Origin of the sequence: Nonomuraea sp. LP-02 (assembly GCF_036289125.1) — a bacterium.
GTDB classification, from domain to species: Bacteria; Actinomycetota; Actinomycetes; order Streptosporangiales; family Streptosporangiaceae; genus Nonomuraea; species Nonomuraea bangladeshensis.
Genome location: NZ_JAXCLK010000001.1, coordinates 3,236,272 through 3,256,666 on the forward strand (window position 1 = coordinate 3,236,272; position 20,395 = coordinate 3,256,666).

Consider the following 20,395-nt stretch of genomic DNA (forward strand, 5'->3'; position numbering starts at 1 on the left):
GTTAGAGGAGGGCGTGGAAGCGGGCCGCCACCTGCTCCCACGTCCACTCCCTCGTGATCCACTCGCGGCCGTTGGCGCCCATCTTGCGCGCCTTGTCGGGATCGGTGAGCAGTTCGACGACGGCCTGGGCGATCTCGGCGGGGTTCTCGCCGTCCACGACGAGGCCGGTCTCGCCGGGGCGTACGGCGTCCGGCGCGCCGCCCGACGCCCCGGCCACCACGGGCAGCCCCGTCGCGGACGCCTCCAGGAACACGATGCCGAGCCCTTCCACGTCCACGCCGTTCCAGCGGGTACGGCACGGCATCGCGAACACGTCGGCCGCCGCGTAGTAGCCCGGCAGGTCCGCGGCGGGGACGGTGCCGGTGAAGCGGACGGAGGGGTGCCCGCCCGCCAGCCGCTCCAGCTTCCCCCGGTACGGCCCGCCGCCCACCAGCAGCAGGACGGCGTCCGGCACCGCCCGTAGCACCCGGGGCCAGGCCGCGATGAGCCGGTCCTGGCCCTTGCGCGGCACCAGCCGCGACACGCAGACCACCACGGGACGGCCCGCGAGCCCCGGCACGGCGGCCCCCGGCAGGCCGGGGCGGAACTGCCCGGCGTCCACGCCGGGGGCCAGCCGGACGAGCTTGCCCGGCGGGATCGCGGCCTCCAGCCGGCGGCGGGTGTAGTCGCCGAGGTAGGTCACCACGTCGGCGTGCGCGCCGATCCTGCGCAGCACGGCGCGGAAGCCCGGCGCGCTCGCCCACGACGCCTCGTGGCCGTGGGTGAGCATCACCACGCGCCGCGCGCCGGCCCGGCGCAGGTGCGGCGCGAGCAGGCCGAGGGGCGCCGCCGCGCCGAAGACGACGGTCCGCGCGCCGTGCTCGGCCACCAGCCGGGCGGCTCGGCGCGCCACGTCGGGGGTCGGCAGCATGAGCCGGGTCGGGTGCCGTACGACGGGGTACGGCTGGCGCCGGTCGAACTCCTCGCAGCCCGGCCAGGCGGGTGCGTACACCGCGACCCCCGGCGTGCGGAGCGCGAGCCCGTGCACGAACGACTGGATCCCGCCCGGCCGCGGCGGGAAGTCGTTCGTGACGACGACCACCCTGGTGTCCGGATCTGTGGCGGAGTGGGTCACGGCGCGTTGACGCCGTTCAGTCTCGCCCACGCGCGGGCCATGGCGATGCGTTCGGGTCCGGGGGGATGGGAGGCATAGAGGACATATTCCACCGCATCAGGCGACAAGTCGGAAATGTTGGAAATGGCGAGGCGTTTCTGCATGGCCACGAACGTCGCCGGGTCTCTCGTCAGCTCCAGCGTGTGCAGGTCGGCCCGCGCCTCGACGTGCCGGCTCACCACGTTCTGGACGGGGCCGAGGAGGAGGGTGCCGAGGCTCATCAGGCCCACCAGCGCCCCGGCCGCGCGCGGGTCGGCGATCGAGGGGACGGCGGCGCGGCGGCGTACCAGGTCGAAGATCAGGAACAGCAGGACGGCGCCCAGCGCCGCGCCCAGACCGCCCAGCAGCGTGCCGTGCAGGACGTCGTCGTGCTTCGCGTGGCCCAGCTCGTGCGCGACCACCAGCTCCACCTCCGCCTCCGGGGCGCGCAGCAGCGTGTCGTAGACGACGACGCGGCGGGTGGCGCCGAAGCCGGAGACGTAGGCGTTGAGCGCCGTCGTACGACGTGAGGCGTCGGCGACCAGCACATCCTCCACCGGTACGCCGTCCCGCGCGGCCATCGCCAGCAGGTTCGTGCGCAGCGGGCCCGCGCGCATCGGGGTGAAGTCGTTGAACATCGGCTCGAACACCACGGGATAGACGAACGAGGCCGCCACCGTGAGGCCGAACGCGCCCGCGGCCGCCGGGATCCACCAGCGCCGGAACCGGCGCGCCAGCGCCACCAGCACCACCACCATGAGGGCGAGCAGGAACGCCTCGACGGCCGCGTTCTTCAGCCGGTCGCCGCTCCAGGACGGCCAGGTCTGCGTGGACAGGCCGTACTCGCGCAGGACGGTCTCGAACCACATGCCGAGGGGCCAGCGGAGCGCCTGCGTGGCCGCGGCGATCACCACCACGCCCAGGATCGTCCGCAGCCACCACGGGCCGCGCAGCCACCCGGTCGCCCGCGCGCCGAGCGGGGTGGCGACCAGGAGGCCCGCCACGAGGACGGTCAGGGCCAGGGAGAGGTAGCTCGGCAGGCTCGTCGCGGCGTCGAACGCCTGGGAGCGGGCGAGCTGGGCGGCGGTGAAGTCGCGGGCCGGGTCCGGTGGCTCCCCGGCGGTCAGCAGCGCCCGCCAGGGCGTGGTGAGTGCGGCCACGGCCAGGACGAGGGCGGCGAGTGCGGCCAGCGCGAGCGCGGCCTGGCGGCGCAGGCGGACCTCGTCGTCGGGGCGGCCGTAGTCGGCCCTGCCGTCGTAGGCGGGCCCGCCGCTCACGGCCCGATCGCCGCCGTCACTCACGGCCCGATCGCCGCCGTCGCCCGCGGGCGTGGCGCCGTCCGGCTGCCGGCGTTCGCTCATCTGCCTCCCCCTCTTACGCTCTTACGCGAGCTGTTCGCGCACGTACGCGCGCCACCGGGCCGTCAGCGTGGCCGTGGAGAGCCCGAGCCCGGCGAGTGCCCGGTCGGCGCCGTCCACCCGGGCTTCACGATAGAGCCGTACCAGGGTCCCCTCACCGAACCGGTCGGCGAGGAAGCGACACGCCAGCCAGGCCTCCTGGTACGCCCGCGCGAGCCGCGCCGGGTCGCTCCCGTCCGCGGCGAAGGCGGCGGGGCCGGGCAGTTCGGCGGGCAGGCGTCCCGCGCGCACCTCGTCCGCCAGTTCGGCGGCGGCCGTCCGTACGGGCAGCCCCGAGTCGCGGTAGCCAACGTAGTCGGCGAAACCCTCGTACAGCCAGACCGGGAGGCGGTCGGTGCCGGCGGCGACGTGGGTGAGCTCGTGGGCGAGGACGACGTCTCTGCCGGTGGGGTTGAGGCGGGCGAAGACCTCGGGGACGACGAGCACCCGGTCGCCGTCCGCGAGCGCGGCCAGGCCGTCGATCGGGCCGGTCCCGGCCAGGCGGGCCGCCTCGGCGGCCGAGGCGGGGACGACGACGAGGGGGCGTACGGGCTCGCCGAGGACCGTTCCGACGCGGAGCGCGGCCGTGTCGGCCAGTCGCGCCAGCTCGGCGAGCGAGACGGGCTCGGCGGAGGCGCGTGCGGCGGTTGAGGCCACTTGGGCCGCCCGGCCGACGACGACTGACCGCGTTCCACGGACGGTGACGGACTCCCCCGGCCACAGCCCGCGCGCGCCCGCGGGCAGCGCGGGAGCGGCCGCGATCGGCGCGCTCGCGGCCGGGACGAGGGCGAGAGCGACGAGGAGCGGCGCCAGGAGCAGGAGAGCCGCCGGTGCGGCTCGTCGGCGTCGGCTCACCTGGTCGGACACGATGCTCGATGGTAGCCGGGCCGGACGGGTGCCCGGGGTGCGAAAAGGCGACAGCCCCGCCCGATCCCGTACGGGGATCGGGGCGGGGCTGTGGTCACATACCGGGACGGACCGCGCCGACGAAGGACGATTTACGCCATCCGCTCAGCTTGTCGATACGTACCCGTTCGCCTGTCCTGGGCGAGTGGATCATCTTGCCCTTGCCGACGTACATGCCTACATGGCCGAGCCCGTTGAAGAACATCAGGTCGCCTGGCTTGAGCTTCTTCCAGGAGACCTTCGTCCGGGTGCGGGCGAACTGGCTGCTCGCCACGCGCGGGAGCCTGATTCCGGCCTTCTTCCAGGCGTACTGGACGAGTCCGGAGCAGTCGAACGAACCGGGGCCGGTGCCGCCGTAGCGGTACGGGTCCCCGATCTGGTTCTTGGCCACGGCGACGGCCCGGTGGGCCTTCGCCTGCTGCCGAGCGACCTTGCGCGCCTTGGCCGACCTGGCGGTCTTGACGGCCTTGGCGGACTTCGACGACTTCGTGGTGGTCTGCACCGTGGTCGTGGAGGTCGTGGCCGCGTCGCTCGTCGTCGTCGCCTGAGCCGCCGGGGCATGGAGGATGACACCTCCGGCCGTCACGGTCATGGTGAGCGCCGCGCCACTCAGGGCAAGGCGGGACAGACGGGGGTTATGCGGGGAGGTAGACAGGATTTCTCCTTGAGTCTTCCACGAACGCCTACCGGGTTAGCTGACGGATTCGGGCCTGGAAGTAGCCCTACGGCGCTTTCGAGCAGCGCCGATTCACCCCTGATCCCCTAGGGAGAGGGATCGGTGGTTCCCCGGCTCCGTGCCTCCTGGCTGCACGGATTCGGCAGGTCGCCGCCCCGTCGAGGTGTTGCTCATGGGGATGTACGGGAGGCGACCGGCGGATTGTCATCGGGTGGGACCGATGGAGATCGGCGGCGACATGGCGTGTCACCGCGACGCCAGAAGCTACGCCGACGCGTCACGAATCGGCAAAGCGGACGGCGGCTTGTCAAGATCAGACAAGGGGTCGAGTCAGGATCGAAACCCCTGCTCGGCGAGCATGCTCCGTTACCGGAATGTGACCATACTCACAATTCTCAGGACAGGGTCCAGTAAGGGGCGATTTGTCACTTTCGTCACAGTTTTCCCGGCAGCAACAGGGCACCGCGCGCCGACGCGGAGGACGTACGGACGGGCCTCAGGGACGGATGGCGCCGACGAGCCGCCGCCCGTAGGCCGACAGCTTGACGACCTTCACGACGTCGCCCGTCTGCGGTGCGTGAACGATCTGCCCGTTGCCCGCGTAGATACTGACGTGCCCCAGTCCTTCGCTGAAGATGAGGTCCCCGGGCTGCAGCGCGTCGATGCTCACCCGGCGGTTCGCCCCCCAGGCCCACTGCTGCCACGTCGTACGCGGCAGCGAGACGCCCGCGGCCCGCCAGGCCGCCTGCGTCAGACCGGAGCAGTCCCAGCCGCCCGGCCCCGTCCCCCCGAACACGTACGGCTTGCCGACCTGCGCGTAGGCGAAGCGCAGCACCGAGGCCGCGTTGCCCGACGCGGAGCCGGTGTACTTCATGCCGGTGCTGTTCGGGTTGCCCGGGTTGTAGGCGTTCAGCTTCTCCAGCAGCTTCTTCTGCTGGGCGATCAGCTTGAGGATCTCCGCGCGTTCCTTCTGGACCCCGTCGCGCTCCTTGTCGGCCGACTCCAGGGCCTTCTCCGCCTTGTCCCGCTCGGCCTTGAGCCCGCGGTTCTCCCGGTCGAAGGCGTTCAGCTTCTCGGCCCGTTCCTTGGAGATCTGGCCGGTCAGCGCGAGGCGGGCGAGGAAGTCGTCGGGATCGTCGGCGCCGAGGAAGCCCGGCAGGGACGTGACGTCGCCGCCGAGCTGGTAGCTGTCGACGGCCATGCTGATCACCTGGGCGCGCAGGTCGGCGACGGTGGCCAGCTTGCGCTTGTAGCTGTCGTTGAGGTCCGTGTAGGTGGACTTCGCCTTTTTGTACCGCTCCGTGGCCGTGTTGTAGCGGTCGACGACCTTGTCCGCCTTGTCGTTGAGCTTCTCCAGCTTGGCCTTGGCCTGCGCGAGCGTTGGTTTGGGATCGGCGATCGCGGCCCCGGTGGGGGTAAGCACCAGCCCGAACGCGATCCCCGCGGCCACCGGTACCCGACCAAACCTCACTGCGTCGCCTCCCAGGGTAAACATCTGGGGCGAATAGTACAGAAGTGGCGGGTGAGGTCTCACCTCAATGGGTAAAACCTTAAATTCGTAATCTAGGCGCGACCAAGCCGGCGCAACAGCAGAGCAGACGGAACCGGTCTGGCTCCCATGCGCCGTACCGATTCGGCCACCTCACGGTCGGAGGACACGACGGCGATGGCCCGCCCCGGCGGCTCGACCCGGACGAGCTGCCGGATGAGGTCGTCGGCGATCTCCCCGGGGTCGCTGAAGAGCACCCGCACCCCGCGCGGCGCCACGACCTGCACGGGGGCGTTGAGCTCGGCCCCGTCGAAGACGACGGTCATCTCGACCCGGGTCTGCGCGGCCAGCCCGCCGAGGTTGGTCATGAGGCGGTTGCGCTGGTCGGCCAGGGTGAGCGTGCCGTAGCCGGTCTTGGTGACGTTGTAGCCGTCGATGATGAGGTGGATCTGCGGGATCGCGAGGAGCTGGTCGAGCAGCTGCGGGTCGTCGTCGGCCAGCGCCCGCGCGGGCACGCCGCGCACGCCCGGCCGCTCGCCCGGATGGGCCGCGACCGAGTCGGCGGGCCGGCTGATGGTCGCCGGCAGGCCGAGCTCCCTGCGCAGCCCGGCCGAGGCGTCCTGCAGGGCGTCGAGCAGCACCCGGATGCGGGCATCCTCCAGGCTGCGGCCCTCGCGGGCGGCCCGGCGCGAGGCTTCCAGCTGCTTCTCGACGTCGGCCAGCCGCTCACGCAGCCGCCGCAGCTCGGACTCGCCCGCGCTGCCCGCGGCCACGGCGGCAGTGCGGGCCTCCTCGGCCACGCGCTCCATCTCCTCGGTCCTCGCGAGCGCGGCCTTGGCCCGCTCGCGGGCGTCGTGGAGCTTGCGCCGCAGGTCGGAGTTCTCGGCGCGGGCGGTCTTGAGCTGCTCGCGCAGCCGGTCGGCCTCCTCCTTGGCGGCGCTCTTCTGCGCCGCGAGTTGCTCGCGCAGCCGGGAGACCACCTCCTCGCGCTCGGAGCCCTCGGCCGCCGCAGCGGACTGCTGGAGATCGCTCCGGGCGAGCTCGATCATCTCCTCCCAGCCGGGCGGCCGGGTGAGGTAGGCGGCCGCGGCCACCAGCACGGGGTCGGCCGCGGGCGGGACCTGGCCGTCGGCCAGCGAGGCGACCAGCTCGGGCCAGCCGGCGGCCACCGACTCGGCGACCAGCTCGCGGAACTTCTTGTCGTTCTCCAGTTGCGCGGCGATGGGCGCGCTGCCCAGTTTGGCCCTCTTGCGCGCCTCGAACTTGGCGATCCCGCGCAGCGGCGGCGGGATGGAGACAGCGGGCAGCGTCCCGAGAACCGTGGCCGCCAGGTCCACGACATTGAGCCGTACCTGCTCGGGAAGCGGGCGAGACAAGCCTTCACCCGCTGAACTCATCCCACTTGTCCCTTCGTGACATGCCCTTTCAGACAAGGGTACGGCTGCCGCGTACCTGACCGTAACGGCCGCCTGTGTATGGACGAGCGCTTGGTCGGGGGTGTACGACAGGTGAACGGCAGGTGTTCACCCGGGAGGCCCACCGTGACGGAGCAGATGCGTACTTCCACCCGTGACCTGGAGGAACTCCGCGAGCAAGTGACCGCGTGGCTGCGCGGCAAGGTCGGCGTGGACGCCTCCGTGTCGGAGCTGGACCGCCCCACCGACAACGGCATGTCGAGCGAGACCCTGTTCTTCACCGCGACCTGGGAGGGACGGCGTACCCGCTGCGTGGCACGGCTGGCACCTGCGGGAGAAGCGGTTCCGGTCTTCCCCGAGTACGATCTGCGGTCGCAGTTCGAGATCATGCGTTTGGCCAGGGAAAAAGCTGGGATTCCAGCGCCCAGGACCCTCTGGTTCGAGCCGGACCCGGCGCCGCTCGGCACCCCCTTCTTCGTCATGGAGCGGGCCGAGGGGCTGGTGCCGCCGGACGTGCTGCCGTACACGTTCGGCGGCTGGCTGAGCGAGGCGCCCCCCGAGGACCAGCGCAGGCTGCAGGAGGCCAGCGTCGGCGTCGTGGCCGCGCTGCACCGGACCCCGTTCACCCCGGACGAACTGGCCGCTTTCGGCCCCCCGGGCCTGCGCGCGCACGTGGACGCCCAGTACGCCTACTACCGGTGGGCGCACGGCAAGCGTCCCATCCCGCTGCTGGAGCGGGCCTTCGCCTGGCTGGAGGCGCACTGGCCGGAACGGCCCGGCCCGGACGTGCTGCTCTGGGGCGACGCCCGCATCGGCAACCTGATGTTCCGGGACTTCGTGCCGGTCGCGGTGCTCGACTGGGAGATGGCCGCGGTGGGGCCGCGCGAGCTGGACCTCTCCTGGATGATCTTCCTGCACCGCTTCTTCCAGGACCTCACCGTCGCCATGGGGCTGCCCGGCATGCCCGGCTTCATGCGCACCGAGGACGTCTGCCGCACCTACCGCGAACTGACCGGCCACGAGCCGCGCGACATGGGTTTCTACGAGATGTACGCGGCCCTGCGCCACGGCATCATCATGGCCAGGATCTGGCAGCGCAGGGTCCACTTCGGCGAGCAGCCCGACCCGGACGACCCCGACGACCTCGTCCTGCACCGCGCAACAATCGAGCAACTACTCACCACCTGACCCGGCCCACCGACCGGATCAGCCCGGCAGTTGGGCCGGCCGCCGCTCGGCCAGCCCCACCGGTCAGGCCGGCCCGCCACTCGGTCAGCTCGTTGAATGGGCTGGGCCGCCGCTTGAATCAGCCCACGGGATGAGCCGACCCGCCGCTTGATCAGCCCGCCGAATGGGCTGAACCGTCACTCGTATCAGCCAGCCGGATAGGCAGACCCGCCGCACGCTCAAATCAGCCCACCAGACGGACTGAATCACCGCATGGTCAGCCCACCGGATGGGTCAGGCCGCAGCGTCGTAGACCAGGAGCGCCACCTGGACCCGATTGTTGAGGGCCAGCTTGGTGAGGATGCGCGAGACGTGCGCCTTGACCGTGGGCACGCTCATGTACAGCTCGCGCGCGATCTCGGCGTTGGAACGGCCCTGCCCCACGGCCATCGCCACCTCCCGTTCGCGCTCGCTGAGCCGGGCGAGCAGCCGCCGGGCCCGTGCGGTGCGCTCCCCCGCGCCGCCGTCGGAGACGTGCGTGATGAGCTGCCGCGTCACGGCGGGCGACAGGATCGGCTCGCCCGCCGCGACCTTCCTGATCGCCTGCACCAGATCGGCGGGGGCGATGTCCTTGAGTAAGAACCCGGCCGCCCCCGCGCGCAACGCCCGCAGCACCTGCGCGTCGGCGTGGAACGTGGTCAGCACCACCACCTCGGGCGGCGCCGCCGTCGCCCGCAGGGCCTCGGTCGCGGTGAGGCCGTCCACGGCCGGCATGCGGATGTCCATGAGCACCACGTCCGGCCGGTGCTCGGCGACCAGCGGCGGCACCTCCGCCCCGTCGGCGGCCTCACCCACGATGGCGATGTCATCGACACCGCCCAGGATCATCGACAGGCCGGCACGTACCATCGCGTCGTCGTCGACCACGAGCACCTTGATCACAGCCTCTCCCCCGCCTTCTCCCTCACCATCTCCCCCGCCACTTGCGCTGCCGCCCCCGCCACCTGCCCCGCCGTCACCCCCGCCATCTGCGCTGCCGTCTCTCCCGCAGCTTTGTCCGTCACCCGACCTGCAGTGTCACCCGCCGCCTGATCAGCCGCCTGCCCCACCACCCGCGCGACCGGCTGCTCCGCCGCCTCTCCCGCCGCCGCTTCCCCCGCCGCCCGACCTGCCGTCTCCCCCGCCGCCGCCTTTTCCGCCGCCGGACCTGCCGTCTCCCCCGCCGCCGCCTTTTCCGCCGCCGCCATTTCCGTCGCCCGGCCTGCCGTTTCAGCCGCCGCCTCTTCCGGCCATGGCAGCCGGGCGCGCACCACGAACTCCCCCTCCGGCGTCGGGCCGTGCTCCAGCCGGCCGCCGGCCAGCTCCGCTCGTTCGGCCAGCCCGATGAGCCCTGCGCCCGCCCCCGGGAGGCGCGGGAGGTGGCGGGCGCCGAGCGGGTTGCGGACCTCCGCCGACAGCTCCTCGCCCGGGGCGCCGGCCACGGTCACGGTGACCGGCTGCCCGGCGGCGTGCTTGCGTGCGTTGGTGAGCGCCTCCTGCACGATGCGGTAGACGTTGCGGCCCAGCCCGTCCGGCGCGTTGCCCGCCCGCTGCTCCAGCCGTACGTCCATGCCGGCTTGGCGGCACTCCTCGACCAGCGACGGCAGGTCGGCGAGCGTGGGCTGCGGCCGGTCGGGCACCTGGTCGTCACCGCCTTCGGAGCCGGGATGGCGCAGCACGCCGATCACCTGGCGGAGGTCCTGAAGGGCGAGGTGGGCGTTGGCCCGGATCGCCCCGGCCGCACGGGCGATGTCGGCGGCGGGCGCGTCCGGGCGGAACTCCAGCGCGCCGGCGTGCAGGCTGAGCATGGAGATGCGGTGAGCGAGCACGTCGTGCATCTCCCTGGCGATGCGCTCGCGTTCGAGCCGTTTGGCCTCCTCGGCGGCGCTCGCGGCGCGCTGACGCAGCGACCAGATGAGCTGGCGCCTGGCCCGCACCACGATGCCCCAGGCGCAGACGGTCAGCAGCAAGGCCGCCACCAGGACGCCCCACTCCAGCGGCCCTATGTCGTCCTGCGGCCTGATCCACAGGTACGGCGGGATCGTCAGGAGGTGGAGCAGCATGATCGGCCCGGAGACCTTGAACGGCCGGTGCACCGCCACCGTGAACAGCGCCACCAGCCCCGCACCGCCGGCCAGCTCCAGGAAGGTCGAGAGCACCATCAGGACCAGCGCGAGCCCCACCGGCCAGCGGCGGCGCAACCACACCGACACGCACGTCAGCGCGCCCACCACCTGCTCGGTGAGCAGGAGCGGCTCCGGCTCGTCCTGCACCTCGGACAGGCTGAGCAGCGTGATGCCGCAGGCGACCAGGAAGATCGCGACGTCCACGATCCAGTCGCGGGTGGAGCGGCGCACCGGCCGGCCCTCGCCGCCGTCGCCGAGCAGCACCGAAGGCAGCACCCATCGGTACTCGGGCACCGGCCCGTCGTCCGCCCGCACGTCGCTCACGTTCATCGAGGTTAGGCCCTGCGAGGTCGCGCCGATAGCGACCAAAGTCGATGCCATGCGAGACCTGCGGACGATGCGCGCCGGGCAGCGGGCGGGCGAGCCTTGATTCCGTGAGAACGGTGCTGACGGTGCTCGGCTGGCTGCTGCTCCTGCAGGGCGTGGCCGGCCTGGGCAACTCGCTGCTCGGCCTGTGGCCGTGGACCGAGCGGCTGCTCGTGGCCAACTATCTGGGGTTCCTGCGGGGGCACGAGGTGTTCGCGGCCATCGTGATCGGCGTGCTCGGCTTCGTGCTGCTCTCCATCGCGGACACGGTGTCACGTACGCAGGGGGAGGAGGGCAGGTGACAGAGACGTCGATGCGCCCGCCGCGCAACCGCGCCGATCCGCGGGCGGTCGCGTGGTGGACGGTGCAGTGGCTGATCCTCATGGTGCCGGTGGCCGCGACGGCGGGCTGGGCATACTGGACGTTCACCGACCGGCCGGTGTGTCTGGGGCTCGTCGTGGCGGCGTTCGGGGTGGGCTGCCTGGCGCTGGCGGTGGCCGCGCCACGGGCGTACTACCGGGTCGAGCGGTGGGAGGTCACCGACGACGCCGTCTACACACGCAAGGGATGGCTGACGCACACCTGGCAGGTGGCGCCCATGTCACGCATCCAGCGGATCGACACCGCGCGGGGGCCGGTGCAGCGGTTGTTCGGGCTGGCGGACGTGACGGTGACCACGGCCTCGTCGGCGGGCGCGATCACCATCGCGGCTCTCGACCACCAGCTCGCCGCCGACCTGGCCGAACGCCTGACCGCCCGTACCCAGGCCACACCTGGAGACGCGACATGACCACCCCGGACAAGCCTGGGGGGCAGCCGCCCCCCAGGCACTGTGTGAATGAAACCGAAGCGCAGACGGCGACCGGCCACGCTTCGGACGACACCCGAACGCAGATGGCGGTCGGGCCCACTGTGGACGACACCCAAGCGCAGACGGGAACCGGCCACGCGCTGGACGACACCCGAGCGCGGACGGCGACCGGCCACGCGCTGGACGACACCCGAGCGCACACAGCAACAGGACGCACCGTCAACGACACGCAAGCGCACACTGCGACCGGACGCACTGCCACCAAGGCCGGACAGCAGCCCTCTGACGGGCGCTCAGCGGAGGAAGGCGACTGGCGGGCACTGGCCGGGCGGTCGGTCGCGGCGTCAGCCGTCAAGTCGCTGGCGCTTGTGGCGCCCGCCGTGATCGGGCTGGTGCGCCTGTTCACCGGCGCCGGCTGGCCGACATGGGGGCTGGTCACGGCGTGCGCGGCGGCGGCGGTGCTCATCGTGGGGGGCGTGGCGGCGTACGACGTGGCCCGGCTCAGGTCCACCCGATGGCGGCTGACCGGCGAAAGGCTGGAGCTGCGATCCGGCATCGTGGTGCGGCGGGCCCTTGCGATTCCGCGCGACCGGGTGCGGAGCGTGGACCTGCGGGCCGACCCGGTGCTGCGGCTGCTCGGGCTGACCGTGGTCAAGGTCGGCACCGGCGAGCGCACAGCCGACGGTGACGAGCTGACGCTGGATCCGCTGACCAGGCACGACGCCGAGACGCTGCGCCGTACGCTGCTGCGCGGCGCGGCGGCGGACGAGCAGTCCGGCGAGGGGGTGGACCGCGACGCGCCGCTGGCCGAGCTGCGGTGGTCGTGGGTCCGATACGCGCCGCTGACGGTGTGGACCTTCGCCGGGGCGGCGGTGGTGCTGGGTGTGGCCTACAAGGCGGCGGAGCGGCTGGGGCTGAAGGACCTGGCCGAACAGGCGGCCGCGCCGGTGTGGGACTGGGTGACCGCTCACCCGCTGCCCGCCGTCGTTCTGGTGCTCACCGCCAACGTCACCGTAGGGGCGCTCGGGGCGGTGCTGCTGTTCGCCGAGTCGTGGGGGCGCTACCGGCTCGACCGCGAGCCGGGACGGCTCCGGCTGCGGCGCGGCCTGCTCACCGCCCGTTCGCTGACGCTGGAGGAGCGGCGGCTGCGGGGCGTGGAGATCAGCGAACCGCTGCTGCTCCGGATGGGCGGCGGGGCGCGTGTCAAGGCGATCGCCACCGGCATCGGCAAGACCGCCGACGGCGAGAACGAGGACGTCGGTGCGCTCGCCCCGCCGCTTCCTCGCCCTCTGGCCTGGCGCCTGGCCGGCATCATCGCCAGGGGGAACGCCAGGACCGGGCCGGAGACCGCGCTGGTACGGCATCCGCCCGCGGCACGGCGGCGGCGGGTCGTGCGCGCGGTCGCGGCCGTGGTGGTGCTTGCCGCCATGGCAGCGGTGGTGTCCCGGTCGGTGCCGTGGCCGCAGCCCTGGATGTGGGCCTGGGTGTGGGCGGTGCCGGCGGTGGCGGCGCCGGTGGCCTGGTGGGGCGCCGTGACGGGGGCGCGGAGTCTCGGGCACGCCCTCGCCGGGCGGCATCTGGTAACCCGCCACGGAGCGGTGGTGCGGCGTACGGTCGCGCTGGAGCGAGCGGGCATCTCGGGCTGGACGATCACCGAATCGTTCTTCCAGCGGCGGGCCGGCCTGGTGACGGTCTCAGCCACCACCGCCGCGGGTGACGGCCACTATGACGTCCTGGACGTGGGCCGCGGCGACGGGCTGGAGCTGGCCGCGCAGGCGGCCCCGGGCCTGCTGGAGCCGTTCCTCGTCAGGGCGACAGACGGGCCACCAAGCAGGCCGACGGACGGGCGGACCAGCAGGCCGCCAGACGGACCGCCAGACGGGCCGACGGACGGGCCGGCAGACGGGCCGGCAGACGGGCCAGACGCGGGCCTGCCCCGAGACCCCCGGGCGAGCCCTCCTCACAGGCAGCACGCGGCCCCGCCACGTGAGCCCAGGTGAGCGGCCCCAGCATGCCGCGGGCGAGGCCGCACCGCCGGGAGAAAAGAGAGAGCCGCGTGACCTCGTTGTTTTGCCCATGCCCCTGTGTTGGACAAATCAGGTCCCGCGGCTCAAGTGCTTGCAGACATAACGGTATTTGGCCCACTTGCAACCGAGTTGCAGCCGTATTAACCGTTGACGGAGATCACTGGTCAAGAGATGATCCGCGGGTGTCGCCAGGACCCGCGCTCGCCTGCCGCACCCTGAGCTGCCGGGCCGGCGGGCGTACGATCATCGAGAGTCTCACCCTGGAGTTCGAGCCGGGCGAGCGTGTGGCGCTCATGGGTCCGTCTGGCTCCGGGAAGACGACGTTGCTCACCACCCTGGCCGGGCTGCTGCCGCCCGCCGCGGGCCGGGTGCTGGTCGACGGCGTGCCCCTGGACGAGCAGCCGGAGCTGCGGGCCGGGCTGGCGCTGGTCTTCCAGTCGTACGGGCTGCTGAGCCTGCTCACGGCGGCCGAGAACGTCGAGGTCGCGCTGCGGGCGGCGGGCCGGCCTCCGCGCGAGGCGATGCGGCTGGCGGCGGAGGCGCTGGACCGGCTGCGGGTGGCGCGGTTCGCCGACCACCTGGTCGAGGAGTTGTCCGGAGGCCAGCAGCAGCGCGTGGCGGTGGCGCGGGCGCTGGCGCTGCGACCCCGGGTGCTGCTGGCCGACGAGCCCACGGCCGAGCAGGACGCCACGCACCGCGCCCTCGTCCTGGACGAGCTGCTCGCGATCGCGGCGCAGGGCACCACGGTGGTGCTGGCCACCCACGACCCGGAGGTGGCCGAGCACTGCGACCGGGTGGTCGAGCTGCGGGCGCTGGCCACCTCCCGGCGGGCGAGGAGGGGCCGGTGAGCCTCGTCAGGTGCGACGGCGTCGTACAGATCTACCGGGCGCAGGACGTCGAGGTCGTCGCGCTCCGCGACGTCGACCTGACCATCGGCGCGGGAGAGACGGTCGCGCTGCTCGGGCCGTCCGGCGCGGGCAAGTCGACCCTGCTGTGGCTGCTGGCCGGGCTGCTGCGGCCGAGCGCGGGCCGCCTGTGGCTGGACGGCGCGGACCTCGGCCGGCTCGACCAGCGCAGGCTGGACCGGCTGCGGGCCACGCACATCGGCATGGTGCTGCAGAACCCCGCGCGCAACCTCATCGGTCACCTGTCCGCCGCCCAGAACATCGCCTTCGCCCAGCGCGCCGTCCGCCGGGACCGGCGGCGGGCGCGCGAGCTGCTGGCCCGGGTCGGCCTGGCGGACGCGGCCGACCGCCCGGCGGGCCGGATGTCGGGCGGCGAGCAGCAGCGCCTCGCGCTGGCCGTGGCGCTGGCCAACGCCCCCAGGCTGCTGCTCGCCGACGAGCCCACCAGCCAGCTCGACGAGGAGTCCGGGCGGCGGGTGATCGAGCTCGTCCAGGACGCCGCAGGCGACGGCACGACCGTCGTCGTGGTCACCCACGATCCAGCCGTGGGCGAGGCGCTGGACCGTACGGTGACGATCAGGGACGGCCGGGTCGGGGCGGAGGGCCGGCGCGGCGAGGACTTCGTGGTCGTCGGCAGGGAGGGCGCCGTGCAGGTGCCGCCCGAATACCACCATCTGCTGCCGCCCGGCTCCATGGCCAGGATCGAGGAGCTGGAGGACGGCATCGCGCTGCGGAGGGCCGAACCGTGATCCTGCGCGGTCTCTGGGAACGCCGCACGCTCTCGCTGGTCGTGCTGCTCATCGCGATCGTGCCGATCGCCTCGGCGGCCGTCGGGCCGATCTACGCCGCGGCAGCCCGCACCACCATCGCCAGGGAGGCGCTCGCGGCCGCCCCGGTCGAGGGCCGCGGCTGGCGCTACACCACCACCGAGGGCGACATCGAGGCCAAGGTGGCGGCGTTCACGGCGGGCGCGGACTTCACCACCGCCCCGATCTACGGCTTGGAGCTCACCAGCGGCCGGCGTGACGACGAGCGGGCGTTCTCGCTGGTGTGGCAGGACGGGCAGTGCGAGCACCTGACGCTCGCCGAGGGCCGCTGCCCGCGCGCCGGCGGCGAGGTGATGGCGAGCCAGACGACCGGGTTCGCGGTGGGCGAGACCGTCGAGCTGACGACGGTCATGAAGAGCGGCCCCGGCTCCACGGGGCGCGAGTCCGCGCCGCTCACCGTGGTCGGGCTCTACCGGCCCGGCTCGGCGGCCGACCCGTTCTGGTTCGGCCGGACGCTGTTCTCCCCCACCGGCGAGCCGAGCGCGAACAAGGCGGACGCCCTGTTCACGGTGCCGCAGACCCGGCTCGACACGTACATCGTCAGCTCCGGCGTCTCCATCGGCTCCGCCGACACGTCGGGCGGCTGGACCGACTACGCGGTCATCGGCATCGATCCCGCCCGCCTCGACGGCGCCGACCTGGACCGGCTGAGCGCCATGCAGACCGCGGCCGAGGCGGCGGGCCGCGACAGCCGGGTCATCGTCTTCTCCCGGCTGGCCGACACGCTCAAGGTCATGACCGCCAACGCCGACGCGCTCGGCGTCCCGACGCTCCTGGTGATCGCCCAGCTCGTCGGGCTCGGCTGGATGCTGCTCTTCCAGACCGTCGGCGATCTCGTACGCGCCCGCGGACCGGAGATCGCGCTGGCCCGGCTGCGCGGCCTGCGCCGGACCCGGGTGTGGCTGTTCGCGCTGGCCGAGCCGCTGCTGCTGCTGGCCGCCGCGGTGCCGCTCGGGCTGCTCGCCGGGCACGTCGCCGCGGGCGCGATGATCGGCGCGCTGCTGCCGCCCGGCATCCCCGTGGCCTTCCCGCCCACGGCCGCGCTGGCCGGGGTGGCGGCCATGCTGGGCGGGCTGCTGGCCGCCGGGCCGGTCGCCTGGCGGGTGGCCACCCAGCCGGTCACCGAGGAGTGGCGGCGCACCCCGCGCCGCTCGGCGCGCGGCTGGGTGCTGGACGCCGTGGTCCTGGCGATCACCGCGCTGGGGCTGGTCGAGCTGCTGGCCGCCGGCGTGCTCACCGACGTGTCGGGACGCGGTTCGAGCGCGATGGCGGTGCCGGGGCTGATCGCACTCGGCGTGGCGCTGCTGGCCGGGCGGGCGCTGCCGGTGCTCACCCGGCGGCTGTTCGCGGTGACCCGCAGGCGGGGCGGGCTCGGGCCGTTCCTGGCGCTGCGGCAGGTGGCGCGGGGGCCGGTCACGGCGGGCAGCGTGGTGGTGCTGGGGGCGGCGTTCGGGCTGGCCACGTTCGCGGTGTCGGCGTGGAGCGCGACGTCGGGCGACTACGCGGAGACGGCCAGGTTCCACAACGGGGCGGCCACCGCGATCACCGTGCGGCCGGTCGAGCCGCGCAAGCTGATCGCCGCCGTGGCCGCCGCCGACCCCGGCGGCCGGACCGCCGCGCCCGTGATCATGGTACCGGGACCGCCGCAGCTGGTCGCCGCCGACCCGGCGCGGCTGGCCGCGATCGGCGCGGCCTGGCGTCCCGCGCTGGCCGGGGGCACGTCGCTGGAGCAGGCCGCCGCCGCGGTGCAGGGGCCGCGGTCGCCGCGCGTGTGGGTGCGCGGCGACCGGTTCCGTGTACGGCTCCAGCACGACCGGCCGCCGGAGGGCTGGCGGATCCGGATGTCGGCGGTGTTCCGCGTGCCGGGCACGCTGCGGGCCGCCCAGCTCCCGCTCGGCGAGCTGTCCGGCACGTCCGGGACGCACATGTGGAACCTGCCTCCCGCCTGCGCGCGTGAGGCGTGCGAGCTGCGCGCCCTGCGCGGGGAGCCGGTGCCGCCGCCCGAGTACAGGGAGCCCGCGTTCGTCCAGGTGACCGTCGCCGGGCTGGCCGTGCGCGAGCAGGGCCGCTGGCGGTCGCTGGAGCTGCCCTCGTGGCGGGTGGACGAGGACCCGGACGCGCGCGAGGGCACGTTCGCCGTCACCTACGCCGGCAATCAGACGCTGCGCCCGGACACGTACTCGCCGGAGCCGGCCGCCGTCGTCGTCGGACCCGTCGGCAGGAAGGCGGTGCCGGGCCTGGACAACAGCTACGCCATGCCGGTGCGCGCCGCCGTCGCCTCGGCCGCCGGGCCCGGCCTGACCGACGCGGGCGTCCTCATGGATCTGGAGCAGGCCGACCGGATCGCGTACGGGGTGCACGAGAAGGCCGTCCACCAGGTGTGGACCCGGCTGTCCGACACCGCCGCACTGGAACGCGAGCTGGAACGCCAGGGGCTGTCGGTGGTGTCGCGGCGGACCGTGACGGAGCTGACCGCGTCCTTCACCGGGCAGGGGCCGGGGCTGGCGCTGTTGCTGCTGCTGGCCTCCGCGCTCGCCGCCGCCGCGCTCGCGCTCGGCCGGACCGTGCTCGCCCTGCACACGGCGGCCAGGAGACGCGGCTACGAGCTGGCCGCGCTGGAGGCGGCGGGCGCCAGGGTGGCCGCGCTGCGGATCGCGCTGCTGCTGGAGCAGGTGATCACGGTGGCCTCGGGCACGTTCGCCGGGCTGGCGGCGGGGCTGCTCGCGGCCTGGGCGGCGCTCGGCCGGATCCCGCAGTTCGCCGTGGCGCCGGTGACGCCGCCGCTGCCGCACCACGTGGCGGCGGCGCCCGTCGCGCTCGTCGTGGGCGCCGCACTGCTGCTCAGCCTGGTGGCCGCGGCGGTGGTGGCGGAGCTGCTGCTGCGCGGCGTACGGGTCGAACGCCTGCGCGACGCCCCCGCCTGAGCGCCGGCCTCAGCTCCCGACCGGCCGCCTGGTCATCTCCTCCATGAACGCCCTGGCCATCGGCACCACCCCGCCCATGGCCTCCTTCTCGGACATGAGCCGGACCTTCGGCGAGTTCGTCGCCGCGTCCTTCGGCCGCTGGTGGCCGGAGTAGTCGACGCGCACGACCACCGCGCCCTTGCGCATGAGCACCGTGCCGCTGGAGGCCGCCACGTCGCTGTGCCTGGTCTGCACGAACTGCTGGTACGCCTGGTCGCCCAGGTCGTCACGGTCGACCAGTTTGCCCCAGGTGATGCCGCCCATGGACGCACCCGCCATGTTCTTGTCGCCGCCGCGCTGGGTGGCGTAGTAGGACTTGGCGCCGGTCTCGTCGGTCTGGCCGGTACGGTCGCTGAAACGGTGAACGGTGATCAGCACGCTGCGGATCTTCTTCGTGCCCGTGTCGTCGCCCGGCAGGTCCAGGTTGAGCCAGCGGCACTCGGTCTGGCTGTCGCCGCCCTCCTCCAGCCCGCGCGCCCGCGTCGTGGGGCTCGGCACCAGCTCGGTGGCCTTAGCGCCGACGGCCGTGCAGAACGCGGGGAACGCGGCCAGCACGGTCGGCGAGGCCGACGGCTTCGGGCTGGGCGAGGAGGTGACGGCGGGCTCGTCGGCCTCGGCCAGCACGTTCGGGTTCTTCGCCTGCCAGGCCGCCACGCCCTTGGCGAAGTACGCGACCAGGCCGCTCACCTCGCGCAGCGCGTTCGCCTCGGTGATCGACTGCCGGGTCTCGCTCGACAGGATCTGGGCGTCCTTCTTCTGCTGGTCGGCCTGGAACCTGACCTTGATCGTGAAGTCGCCGACGCGGGCGTTGGCGGTGCCGTACGAGTACCACAGCAGCTTGTCGCGCCGCCACGTGTACTGGGCGAACGCGCCTTCGCCGACGCCGGGGATGTCCTTGATCGGGGAGATGTACTCCTTCTCGTCGGGGTGCAGGGACGGCTTGGCGGTGGCGGCGTACTTGCCGCCGCGGTACTCCACCTCGTAGGTGCTCTGGGCCTGGCTGCGGCCGGTCTTGGCGCCCTCGCCGCGGTATTGGGCGATCTTGACGTCGATCTCCCTGCTGCGCCAGTACTCGCCGAACGAGATGCGGCGGTTGACCCAGTTGCAGCCGAAGTCGACGGTGAACTCGCCGTCGCGGGAGGATTTGGCGACGGTCGCGCCGGGCACCAGGCGGTCGGCCTCCTCCTTGGGGAGCATGCCGCACACGTCCGGGCCCTTCGCGCCGGAGGCGGCGGGGGCCGAGGAGGACGCCGACGGCCGGCCGTCGGCGTCCCGCGAGCCCGCGGGGCCGTCGCCAGAGGTGAGCACGAACACGCCGAAGCCTCCGGCCGCCACCAGCACCACCACGCCGGCGGCCAACGCCGGCATCAGCCACCCCGGCCGCCCGGACGGGCCAGGCGCGGATGGCGCCTGCGGCACCATGGGCGCCGTGGGCGGCATCGGTGGCTGACCCCACGGCTGCTCGCCGAACGACTGGGGACCGGACGGCTGTGGCCCCGACTGCTGCGGGCTCCACGGCTGCCCGCCCGACGACTGCGGCCCGGACTGCTGGGGGCCGACCGCCTGCTCACCCGACGAGTACGGCCCAGGTGCCTGAGCACCCCACGACTGCCCCACCGGCGAGTGCGGGGCCGGCGGCTGAGGGCCGGGCGCCTGCCGGTCCCCCGGTTGCCCGTCCCAGGGCTGCGCGTCCGGGGACTGCGGGCCCGGCCATGGGGGGCTTGGCGGCTGAGAGCTCTGTGGGGGCATCCCATGAGGGGGCGGTCCATGGTACGGCGGGCCCTGAGGGGAGCTGTAGGACAGACCCTGGGGAGGCGCACCCTGACCGGGCCCCGGAAACGGGGCCTGAGGAGGGCCGTAAGGCGAGCCCTCAGGAGACGGGTCCGTGGGCGAGGCGTAGGGCGGACCTTGAGGGCCGTAAGACGGGCCCTGCGGAGATGGGTCCTGAGGTGGTGAGGCATAGGACGGGCCCCCGGGAGGGGCGTAAGGGCCTTGAGGTGGGCCATAAGGGGCTTGTGGTGGCATGGCGGGTGGGGGTGGGCCCGGGTGGTGGGCGCTCCCACCGGACGGGGACGGCGGCCCGCCTGGGGCTCCGCCCCCTGGGCTCATCGGCTGCCCGCCCTGCGGACCATACGGCCCGTGCTGCGCA

At 73.5% G+C, this 20,395-nt stretch carries 16 protein-coding genes and 1 riboswitch; of the genes, 7 read left to right on the forward strand and 9 right to left on the reverse strand.

Annotated features, from left to right (window positions below):
* Nucleotide 1: 1 nt before the first annotated feature.
* The 6 genes from SMD20_RS15065 to SMD20_RS15090 form a co-directional block, all read right to left on the reverse strand.
* The gene (locus tag SMD20_RS15065; protein WP_329580758.1) at nucleotides 2-1,114 is read right to left on the reverse strand and encodes a glycosyltransferase family 4 protein; all 1,113 of its coding nucleotides are present in this window, start codon (nucleotides 1,112-1,114) and stop codon (nucleotides 2-4) included.
* Nucleotides 1,111-2,493, reverse strand: coding sequence for a M48 family metallopeptidase (locus SMD20_RS15070; RefSeq protein ID WP_329580761.1), 1,383 nt, complete (start codon nucleotides 2,491-2,493; stop codon nucleotides 1,111-1,113). The genes SMD20_RS15065 and SMD20_RS15070 overlap by 4 nt, the downstream gene beginning before the upstream one ends.
* 21 nt (nucleotides 2,494-2,514) lie before the next feature.
* A complete protein-coding gene (locus SMD20_RS15075; protein WP_329580764.1) occupies nucleotides 2,515-3,396 on the reverse strand; it encodes a hypothetical protein in 882 nt (293 codons plus the stop codon).
* A 94-nt stretch (nucleotides 3,397-3,490) separates the two neighbouring features.
* Nucleotides 3,491-4,027: a C40 family peptidase gene (locus tag SMD20_RS15080; protein WP_329580766.1), complete on the reverse strand. Its 537-nt coding sequence runs from the start codon at nucleotides 4,025-4,027 to the stop codon at nucleotides 3,491-3,493.
* 73 nt (nucleotides 4,028-4,100) lie between these two features.
* Nucleotides 4,101-4,266: riboswitch (cyclic di-AMP (ydaO/yuaA leader) on the reverse strand.
* Between the two features lie 341 nt (nucleotides 4,267-4,607).
* Nucleotides 4,608-5,561: a C40 family peptidase gene (locus SMD20_RS15085; protein ID WP_329580768.1), complete on the reverse strand. Its 954-nt coding sequence runs from the start codon at nucleotides 5,559-5,561 to the stop codon at nucleotides 4,608-4,610.
* Between the two features lie 113 nt (nucleotides 5,562-5,674).
* Nucleotides 5,675-6,997 carry an NYN domain-containing protein gene (locus SMD20_RS15090; RefSeq protein ID WP_442942483.1) on the reverse strand — a complete coding sequence of 441 codons (1,323 nt, stop codon included), beginning with the start codon at nucleotides 6,995-6,997 and terminating at the stop codon, nucleotides 5,675-5,677.
* A 144-nt stretch (nucleotides 6,998-7,141) separates the two neighbouring features.
* Here SMD20_RS15090 and SMD20_RS15095 point away from each other — a divergent pair, with 144 nt between their 5' ends.
* Complete coding sequence (locus SMD20_RS15095; protein WP_329580773.1) at nucleotides 7,142-8,203, forward strand: phosphotransferase family protein; 1,062 nt, start codon at nucleotides 7,142-7,144, stop codon at nucleotides 8,201-8,203.
* A gap of 273 nt (nucleotides 8,204-8,476) precedes the next feature.
* On the opposite strand, the gene SMD20_RS15100 is transcribed toward SMD20_RS15095, so the two are convergent.
* Both SMD20_RS15100 and SMD20_RS15105 read right to left on the reverse strand, forming a co-directional pair.
* The gene (locus tag SMD20_RS15100; protein WP_329580776.1) at nucleotides 8,477-9,124 is read right to left on the reverse strand and encodes a response regulator transcription factor; all 648 of its coding nucleotides are present in this window, start codon (nucleotides 9,122-9,124) and stop codon (nucleotides 8,477-8,479) included.
* On the reverse strand, nucleotides 9,121-10,671 hold the full coding sequence (locus SMD20_RS15105; RefSeq protein WP_329580778.1) for a sensor histidine kinase: 1,551 nt from the start codon (nucleotides 10,669-10,671) through the stop codon (nucleotides 9,121-9,123). Before SMD20_RS15105 ends, SMD20_RS15100 begins: the two co-directional genes overlap by 4 nt.
* 110 nt (nucleotides 10,672-10,781) lie before the next feature.
* Here SMD20_RS15105 and SMD20_RS15110 point away from each other — a divergent pair, with 110 nt between their 5' ends.
* From SMD20_RS15110 to SMD20_RS15135, 6 genes are all read left to right on the forward strand, one after another.
* Nucleotides 10,782-11,015, forward strand: a complete 234-nt coding sequence (locus SMD20_RS15110) for a hypothetical protein (RefSeq protein WP_329580780.1) — start codon at nucleotides 10,782-10,784, stop codon at nucleotides 11,013-11,015.
* Nucleotides 11,012-11,503: a PH domain-containing protein gene (locus SMD20_RS15115; RefSeq protein ID WP_442942484.1), complete on the forward strand. Its 492-nt coding sequence runs from the start codon at nucleotides 11,012-11,014 to the stop codon at nucleotides 11,501-11,503. The genes SMD20_RS15110 and SMD20_RS15115 overlap by 4 nt, the downstream gene beginning before the upstream one ends.
* Nucleotides 11,504-11,625: 122 nt before the next feature.
* Nucleotides 11,626-13,524, forward strand: a complete 1,899-nt coding sequence (locus tag SMD20_RS15120) for a PH domain-containing protein (protein WP_329580783.1) — start codon at nucleotides 11,626-11,628, stop codon at nucleotides 13,522-13,524.
* Between the two features lie 209 nt (nucleotides 13,525-13,733).
* The gene (locus tag SMD20_RS15125; RefSeq protein ID WP_329580786.1) at nucleotides 13,734-14,399 is read left to right on the forward strand and encodes an ATP-binding cassette domain-containing protein; all 666 of its coding nucleotides are present in this window, start codon (nucleotides 13,734-13,736) and stop codon (nucleotides 14,397-14,399) included.
* Nucleotides 14,396-15,205 (forward strand): ABC transporter ATP-binding protein, encoded by an 810-nt coding sequence (locus tag SMD20_RS15130; RefSeq protein ID WP_329580789.1) that lies wholly within the window; start codon nucleotides 14,396-14,398, stop codon nucleotides 15,203-15,205. Before SMD20_RS15125 ends, SMD20_RS15130 begins: the two co-directional genes overlap by 4 nt.
* Nucleotides 15,202-18,207, forward strand: coding sequence for an FtsX-like permease family protein (locus SMD20_RS15135; protein WP_329580791.1), 3,006 nt, complete (start codon nucleotides 15,202-15,204; stop codon nucleotides 18,205-18,207). Before SMD20_RS15130 ends, SMD20_RS15135 begins: the two co-directional genes overlap by 4 nt.
* A gap of 9 nt (nucleotides 18,208-18,216) precedes the next feature.
* Here the strand turns inward: SMD20_RS15135 and SMD20_RS15140 are convergent, their stop codons facing one another.
* A complete protein-coding gene (locus SMD20_RS15140; protein ID WP_329580796.1) occupies nucleotides 18,217-19,614 on the reverse strand; it encodes a hypothetical protein in 1,398 nt (465 codons plus the stop codon).
* Between the last annotated feature and the right edge of the window lie 781 nt (nucleotides 19,615-20,395).